At 52.5% G+C, this 7,792-nt stretch carries 7 protein-coding genes and 1 pseudogene; 4 read left to right on the forward strand and 4 right to left on the reverse strand.

The window, feature by feature from the left end; all coding sequences use genetic code 11:
* Positions 1 to 174: 174 nt before the first annotated feature.
* From ACRYA2_RS23360 to ACRYA2_RS23375, 4 genes and pseudogenes are all read left to right on the forward strand, one after another.
* Positions 175 to 420 (forward strand): annotated as a pseudogene (locus ACRYA2_RS23360) (sulfite exporter TauE/SafE family protein); the annotation flags it as partial.
* An 80-nt stretch (positions 421 to 500) separates the two neighbouring features.
* Positions 501 to 959 (forward strand): TSUP family transporter, encoded by a 459-nt coding sequence (locus ACRYA2_RS23365; protein WP_433633584.1) that lies wholly within the window; start codon positions 501 to 503, stop codon positions 957 to 959.
* A 1,092-nt stretch (positions 960 to 2,051) separates the two neighbouring features.
* A complete protein-coding gene (locus ACRYA2_RS23370; RefSeq protein ID WP_433633586.1) occupies positions 2,052 to 2,345 on the forward strand; it encodes a DsrE family protein in 294 nt (97 codons plus the stop codon).
* A gap of 51 nt (positions 2,346 to 2,396) precedes the next feature.
* On the forward strand, positions 2,397 to 2,918 hold the full coding sequence (locus ACRYA2_RS23375) for a DUF411 domain-containing protein (RefSeq protein ID WP_433633588.1): 522 nt from the start codon (positions 2,397 to 2,399) through the stop codon (positions 2,916 to 2,918).
* Positions 2,919 to 3,128: 210 nt separating this feature from the next.
* On the opposite strand, the gene ACRYA2_RS23380 is transcribed toward ACRYA2_RS23375, so the two are convergent.
* The 4 genes from ACRYA2_RS23380 to ACRYA2_RS23395 all read right to left on the reverse strand — a co-directional run bounded on the left by ACRYA2_RS23380 (position 3,129) and on the right by ACRYA2_RS23395 (position 6,494).
* A complete protein-coding gene (locus ACRYA2_RS23380; RefSeq protein WP_433633590.1) occupies positions 3,129 to 3,419 on the reverse strand; it encodes a PadR family transcriptional regulator in 291 nt (96 codons plus the stop codon).
* 103 nt (positions 3,420 to 3,522) lie between these two features.
* On the reverse strand, positions 3,523 to 5,619 hold the full coding sequence (locus tag ACRYA2_RS23385) for a type B DNA-directed DNA polymerase (protein ID WP_433633592.1): 2,097 nt from the start codon (positions 5,617 to 5,619) through the stop codon (positions 3,523 to 3,525).
* A 4-nt stretch (positions 5,620 to 5,623) separates the two neighbouring features.
* Complete coding sequence (locus tag ACRYA2_RS23390; RefSeq protein ID WP_433633594.1) at positions 5,624 to 5,896, reverse strand: DUF8156 family protein; 273 nt, start codon at positions 5,894 to 5,896, stop codon at positions 5,624 to 5,626.
* Positions 5,883 to 6,494 (reverse strand): hypothetical protein, encoded by a 612-nt coding sequence (locus ACRYA2_RS23395; protein WP_433633596.1) that lies wholly within the window; start codon positions 6,492 to 6,494, stop codon positions 5,883 to 5,885. Before ACRYA2_RS23395 ends, ACRYA2_RS23390 begins: the two co-directional genes overlap by 14 nt.
* Between the last annotated feature and the right edge of the window lie 1,298 nt (positions 6,495 to 7,792).

Consider the following 7,792-nt stretch of genomic DNA (forward strand, 5'->3'; position numbering starts at 1 on the left):
CCGTCAACGATCGATAGTGGGTTAAAAATCACCGCTGGAAGTCATATTTGCTTTGGCTATCGCATATGATAGGCCACTACACGTTATATACTGAACAACAAATGGTGTATAGATAGGCGATGTAGGAGTAGCCGGATCAATGGTTCCCGAGATAGTTGAGACGGTGGTGTATCGATGAGCATCGACTGGATAGTGACTGGTCTCTCTTCGGTCGTCATACTGCTAGCATCCATTATTCACGGAATCGCCGGATTCGGCTTCGCTCAAGTGTCGATGGGGTTGATGCCGTTGTTTCGGTCGCCTGCAAGTGCTTCAATCATTTTCACAGCGACCGCCGTTGTGAGCAATGGCCGAGTCTGGTGGAGTGTTCGCGATGCATTCGACTGGCGAAAGTGGATTGTTCCTATCGCCGGCTTGGTCGTCGGGATGCCGCTCGGCATCTACGTGTTCAGCAAGTTCAACCGGGTTCAGATGCGTGTCGCCACGGCGTCGTCCTCGTGTTGGCCGTTATCGTCGTCGGCGCAACCCAACAACTTGACGTCGTCACGGACTGGATTGAAGCGCGAGACTACCGGCCAGGAAAGGCCATCGGAGCAACGGCAGGTCTGTTCGCCGGGATCTTCGGCGGTGCTGTAGCCGTTCCCGGCCCGCCCATGATCATCTACGGTGCGTTCATGTCGGCAAGCGGATTTTGGAGTGGCGAAGAAATGAAAGCAGTATTTACGGCCTTTTTTGGGTCGCTCATGCTGTACCGACTTGGAAGTCTCACATATACGGGGGCTGTAACGATGCCACTCATGATAGAGGCGGCAATCGCGATCCCGATGGTATTCCTCGGAGCTTGGATTGGAGTATACATTTTTGACCATATCCCAGAACGAATTTTCCAGTGGCTCGTGCTTGCGCTATTGACAGTGAATGCATTCGTCCTATTGCTCACGTCAGTCCCAAAGCTCTAATTACTTCCGTTAGTATAGAATTATCTAAAACTGCTTTAGAAATATACAATAGATACCCATCGGCTAGGCTACTAGCTTTTCAATCGGCGAATTACTATGGAGGACCATCTCATGAGTAGTAACTGGCCGTTCAGTGAGAACGGCTATGGCACGAGCGACTGTCACCCAGGACTACCCAAGGTTCGTGTCTCCCTCTGGAACTCGGAGCGGGGACTCCACTTCCAGAGGGTTTTCTGGGACTTGGAAAATCATGTGGAACACCTATGCCTCTTTGGTTTTTCCTCCAACGAGCAAGACATGAGAGCAGTTCCTACAAGATGTCACGTAGTCATAAAACGAAGGATACAATCTAGAATCTCGTCTACCTCGTAGTCTATTCGTCCACTACGGCCTTGCCTACATCTCTCATACCTCTGAGCTATCGCTACTCTTAACCGAGGCGAGCAGACTTTTGTTGAGAGATGAGGTACACGTACGAGTCGAGCATTAGCACCTACCACGCTCCGCTCGACACTGCCATCTAGCAACCATGGCAGGGGACGTGATTTGCACCCCACGTCCATGTTTTCAACACCCTCTCACTACTGTTATCGTCCAAGCAGATCAGGGTCTACTATTCTTAGCTCACCACAAAAGAAGATGTTAGACACCTTTCTCAGAACCGAGGATTTCCAATTCTATAGAGGTGTGCGCCCTTGCAGATGAGGAACTCAGACGAGAATAATTTGATTTCTACCGACGCTGTTGTTATCAAACCTAGAATTGGAACTAGAAGGAACCCATCCTTTTGACAGAACATGGTTTTCCATCCGCTATCTTAAACGGAATACAAATACGTTTTGTTGCTCCTCAGTACTCGGAGTTAATACAGTGGATTTATCCCAATAGCGTACACGATATCAATAGATGCAACGACGGAAATTCGTCTCAGTAACTGGCACGCTCGGTGCATTACTCCTCGGGAGTGAATCAGTAAGTGGGAGGAACACAGGTCATCCCGCACAACAGGACTCAGGTGCGCGACCCACACCGAAAACTCAAACCGTTCTCCATCTCTCGAGCGGTGACTCGATGGCCCACAGAGGTGCCATGATGAACGCAAAGAACCTTCTGGACGATGAGAGCGTTCCTATCAAGGATCTCGTCGTGTTAGCGAACGGCAAAGGGGTACAACTGTACACACCACCGACCGATGACAACAAGTTCGAAGGCCAGATTACGTCGCTCCAGGACCGAGGCGTTACGTTCCGTGCCTGTGGGAATGCGATGGAGATGCTGGGCCTCACGAAGGACGATCTCCTCCCAAGAGTCGAACGGGTTCCGTCTGGTGTCGGTGAACTTGCACGGCTACAAGAACTTGGCTACGGATACATCAAAACGCCCTAACACCAGAGCTAAGATGCCAATACAACAGTACTCTACACAGCGAAGATACCCATGACAGACTTCAATCGCCGTGCCTTTCTTGGAGCACTTAGTACAGCAGGACTTGGAGCTGTTGCTGGCTGTTCGAGTAACAGTCAATCCAACGTGAACTATAAGACAGGGGGGAATGAAAAGCGACTCCGCCAAGCAGCGGCAACGTATCTTACAAAAGCTACTCTCTACAAAGCGCCAAATTGCATGTGCTGCGAAGAGCATAAAAAGTATCTTGAATCAACCACAGAGGTAGATATCACGGTAAAGGATGTAAAAGACCTCTCGGGAACTAAGAAAAGATACAACATTCCAAAGAATCTTGTTAGCTGTCACACGCTAGACACAAGAGAATACTTTGTGGAAGGCCACGTCCCTCGGGAAGCGATCGGGAAACTTGCTCTCGAAAAACCAGACATCCTTGGCATTGCACTTCCAGAAATGCCAGCTGGATCGCCCGGAATGGGTGGCAAGAAAAGCAAGGAATTCGTGATTTATGCGGTGAAGAAAGATGGCTCCTATACTAAATTCATGACAATATAACATTCAACAACCAATGATTGACTGATCGGCCTGTTACTGGAGGATTAACCAACACACCCTGGTAAATAGCGTTCGCTAGTCTTACAGGCATCTATCCACTCCTCGTTCCGTCTTACTCATTCTGTTCGCTCCGATCGAAGTGTAAAAGTAGGACAAGCAGTGGGTCGGTGGCACAAAATACTGCACAAGAAAGACGACGTAGCAGGATCGTCAGGCTGTCAGGGCGTCTTGCTCGAGATACTGCTGCTCCCAGTCGTTGCGTGCAGTGATCTCTCGCTGGCCACGCTGGGTCAGCGTGTAAAAGTTCGTCCGGTCATCTATCTCACCCTTCTCGACCAGTCCTTTGTCGACGAGTGTATCGAGGTTGGGATACAGTCGGCCATGGTGGATTTCCTTTTCGTAGTAGTCCTCGAGCTCGTCTTTGATCGCGAGGCCGTGGGGGTCGTCTAAGCCGTTGACGACGTACAGCAAGTCACGTTGAAAGCCAGTCAGATCGTGCATTGGTGCTCGACTTGGTAGTATAACTAATATGTTAAAATCCTTTTGGTATATTGGCGTTCACCCGAATTGGCGAGTAGAGCCCGTGTGATCTGCTGACCGTCGCTTAGCGAAACGATTGCAAGCAGATCTCTTCATGCTCAGAGAGGAACTGTTCGATCTTATTCCTGCGCCAGCCAAGCGGCGATAACACGCTTGCTGCTGCGCGTACCAACAATTCGCGATAATATTCAGTATCGTACGTGGTCGGCTCTTCGACTGCGAGCGCTACCCGATCACGGGACTGTTTATCGTCATCAATCACAACGAACGAGACGTCCTGGCCAGGTGCACGCGTCAGGCCGAGGTCCGCAGCGCGATCAAGCGCCGCGACGCTTTGTGTCGACTGCGTATAGGCATCGCGTGGCTTCGACACCCGCTTCGTAATCACAAGATCCGCTGGATCGACAGCACTTCGCCGGAGTCGATCGAGCCATGACTGCAGTTCAGTACACACTGCTTCCGGATCTCGGCTGGCATCAAGTTCAGCGATGAGTGCTTTCTGTGCTTGCTCGATGAACGGTGGCGTGCTGCGTTGGCGATACTCGATCCCGCGATACTTGTACTCGTCGTGGCCGGCTTCTTTCCCGAAGTACTTCGTCAACGCCCCGGCGTCCGAATCGCGGAGCGGAACGAACGCAATCCAGTCGTAGTGTGCTTCGTGTTCAAGCCGAATCTCAACCTGCTTGGAGATGCGCTTAGTGAGTGTCTTGAGCGGCGTTTGCTCGTCTCCATCGCGGGGCGTCACCCAGACACTGTCGACGATGCCGTGAACGACCTGCCAGCCGTTCTCCTCAAGTATCGCTTTCGCTTCCAGCAGGATCTCACGGGCGTAGGCATTGATTGCTTCGTGGCATTCGATCCGGCCGAATTTGGCGTTCGAGAACCCCTGGTAGCCGAAACACGAGACAAGAATCCACTTGATTGCGTTTGAGCGGCCTTCGAGTGCTTCCCGTCGATCGTCATCCTCTATCCCGCGAAGTTCATCTTTGATGGCGTCACGATCCTCGATAAGCGGCTCAAGCACATCCGGGAGGTACCCCCGCTCGTCACAGATACTGTAGTCGAGCCCAGGTACATCTGCGCTATCGTGGCAGTCGCACCGGATCTTCTCCGGACTGACGTTCCGCGTGACGATGATGTTCGGATATAGCGACGAGAAGTCGAGTTCGTGGACGTCCTTGTGGAGTCCGACCTCGGGAGCGAACGTGAACCCGCCACGGTCAGCGTCGTGGAGTTGGCGCATCGTTTTGAACTGTTCGTGGCGCCACGACCGCCATGGAACAAGCACATCTCGCTCGCGTGCTTCCCGGATCTGAATCGCAGTCAGGATACTCCCGATCGATGACCACGAGAGTTCCTGTAGGGGTTTCCAGGAGCGTTCGACGAGATCGAGACAGCCGTCGAGGTTCGTCTGGTTCCACATGAACGTGTTCGACTTGTCGACGATCACGCGACCAGGAACATTGTAGCGGGCGGGTGAGTGGCCGACTTGCCCATAGCTTGTGTACGTCGATTCTCCCGCGAGTTGCTCCCAGCCGGGTAGACGTCCAAGCTCGAACTCCATCTCGCAACGCTCTGCCTGTTGGTATAGTGCAGGGGCAACATCGCTTGTGTTCAGCATGAGCACGTCCGGATCAGTACGCTCAAGCTGAGCACGAATTGTCTCGAGCACTGCCCTACCGCTCCCCGAAATGTGGTCATCGTCGATCGTACATTCGGTGATGGTGTTGCTGGCGAGCTCCGACTCTGGTACGGACAGCTCTAAGCACTCAAGTTCGCGCTCAGGAAGCGGGTTAAGATCGGTTTCGAGGCAGTAGCGAAATTCCCGGGAGAAGTCGACATTGTAGCACCGGTACGTGGCCGGATCAGCCCATTGACGAACAGTCCGAGCGATTGTTGTGACCGCGTCAAGGTCGACGACATTGATTTTGAGAACGGGGGCTGGATCATGGCGGAACGATATCCGTTCGTCGACAACCTCCGTCCATTTGACGGCAGGATGGTCGCTGACTGCCGGCTGAATCTCAGGGATCGACCCCTCTCCATGCGCAGAAACGTACAGTGACGGAGTGTACGAGTCGTCGACTGCGTATTCGGCGCCGTCCTCGGTGAGCGACCATCGGAGGACGTCGCCATCGCGATAGTCGATCGTGTACACCATCCATTCACTCGTCGGTGTTGAGATCGTCTTCGAGGGCGTCGAGGCGCTCCTCGAGGTCGTCAATCCGTTGCTGGTGCGCCAATGCAATTGAGACGAGGACAGCAATCTCAATCGGCTGGTGGGTCTGCATACCTCCTGCGTCAGCGTACCCGTGAGCGTGCTCAAACAACCGGTCGAACGCTACCTGATCCTCGTGGCGGAGCGCACGTCGATAGTCTTCCCACCGGTCTTCCATCGCCCGTATCATCTCACGATAGGTTGGGTTAGTTCGACCCATGGACGGTCACCTCCTGGGTTGCTGTCGAGGCAAGTGCTGGATGGCGGGCTGTCAGCACGCGCTGCCAGTACGCTAGCGTCGTCTGGAACGACCCATCCTCGGACGGATAGACGAGTGTCTCGAAGTCCTCACCCACGAATCGAGGCCCGAACTCGGTCACTTCACACTGGACAACATCAGTCGCGAGGTCCGCAAGCGGAGCGGTGAAGTCGTCGTTAGCGGTTCGCGTTAGTACGATTGGGATGTCCTCGCTGGCGGCGAGCTCACCGACGAGCGAGTGTGCCGCCGAGAACAGCCGTTCACCCTCTCGATTTGAGCAGTCGTCTGATCGGTAGAACCAGTCGAATGCTGGCAGCACAACCAGTACTGTCGAGTCCGAGAGTTGGGCGGGCAGATCCTGAAGCAGACTGAAGTGCTGCCAGGGAGTGAATCCACGGGCGATAGCGATGCGCTCGAGTACTCGCATTGAGGGAGAAATGCGAGTCAGTGGCTGCGTCGTGCCGTAACCGTGTGCGTCAACCCAAACAGCGTCGCCGTCGTCGCCGAGTAGATGGTCGAGCACGAGCGAGTGCAGAGCCCCGGTCGTGCGGTCGTCCATTTCGAGGAGTGTTACTCCCGGGTCGAGCGTTGGTAAGTCCGGTTGTCGTGTCTTCCCCAGCATTACACATGGACGTACGTTAACCGGAGGTCATAGGTTCGAGTGAGTGGTTTCCAGTAGTTCCGATTCAGTGAAATTCAGGTGTTCTTCGTTGAACTGGGATATTTCGCAGTGAGAATCTGAGATCGTATGTACTCATCTAAATGAGGTAACGCGGACGACTTATCTGTTGTATCGGGGGATAGTGTAGTGAGCGGGATCGAATCTGGTCGTCTTTGCGTTCTTACTTTCCGATTCCGGTTTCCGAGAGCAGACACTATTTCGTGACTCGACGGATAATTCTTGGAATCAATGCTGAGAACGGCACTGCCACCCACAATAAATCGTGGGACAATTGTTCCAATCGAAATGAGTCGCACGCCCGTCAGACGGCAGTCAGTGTCAGGCGGATCTTCCAATGGAGCAGGTAGTCTGGCGATCTAACTACGCGCATAGCTTGTCGCCGATTATTGTACTCTGCTCAGTGGCTATGCAAGCGGGAAAGTGTATGGGCTGAGTGCCCTCCGATCGACTCCTGTCGGGATGGGATTAGTTGCTCGCGGTGAGTTCTCACTCATCATCGCGACGCTAGCGAGTACGAGTGCAATTCCCGTAATTAGGAACACAGTCCCTGCATTCGCTGTTGGATACGTACTTATGTTGAATCTTCTTGGAATGCTGTTGATCGAGTATGAGGATACGATATCTTCAGTACTTGGAATCTTCTCATAATGATCTAGAATTGATTTTTATTATTAATTATTTATATTATATGACTATATCTATGGTACTCTCTGTGCCCAACTGGCTCTCGAATAAAATATAGCTAATACATTGTACGAGAATCGCTACTCTATGCTGATTGACGACATTGTGGCTCATGTTGCGCCATCTGGTCACTCCCTCCTAAATTGGCCTGACTCTCCAATCAGCTATAGTCTGTACCTTTGGTTGCTCAGTACTGGCCTTTGAATGCGCCATGAGTTTCTGAGGGTGTGGTTCTGAGATATCTCTGGATACTATGCCGTCACATGAGGAACAATTCTATTTCCGGTAGCGTTAGTGTATTGTACAGCCGTAGAGGATTGCGATACTGATTATTGCCGCAACCGACTCCGTAGTTGAGCATATCAAGGCACAGGAATCTGAACAAAAGCGAAATAATGCCCATTAGCTTCGTGAGGCTGTGTTGAATCGCCATAGGGCGGTGGAATTCACTGTTTCACAGCACGCTTTATGTTATAGACGACGCACATCAG

This window comes from Halomicrococcus pelagicus, assembly GCF_050954125.1.

What these genes read in the sequence shown, in the direction of transcription:
- ACRYA2_RS23370 (WP_433633586.1), top strand. Translation starts at nt 2,052, where the DNA reads ATGAACGCAAAGAACCTTCTGGACGATGAGAGCGTTCCTATCAAGGAT.
- ACRYA2_RS23375 (WP_433633588.1), top strand. Translation starts at nt 2,397, where the DNA reads ATGACAGACTTCAATCGCCGTGCCTTTCTTGGAGCACTTAGTACAGCA.
- ACRYA2_RS23380 (WP_433633590.1), bottom strand. Translation starts at nt 3,419, where the DNA reads ATGCACGATCTGACTGGCTTTCAACGTGACTTGCTGTACGTCGTCAAC.
- ACRYA2_RS23385 (WP_433633592.1), bottom strand. Translation starts at nt 5,619, where the DNA reads ATGGTGTACACGATCGACTATCGCGATGGCGACGTCCTCCGATGGTCG.
- ACRYA2_RS23390 (WP_433633594.1), bottom strand. Translation starts at nt 5,896, where the DNA reads ATGGGTCGAACTAACCCAACCTATCGTGAGATGATACGGGCGATGGAA.
- ACRYA2_RS23395 (WP_433633596.1), bottom strand. Translation starts at nt 6,494, where the DNA reads ATGGACGACCGCACGACCGGGGCTCTGCACTCGCTCGTGCTCGACCAT.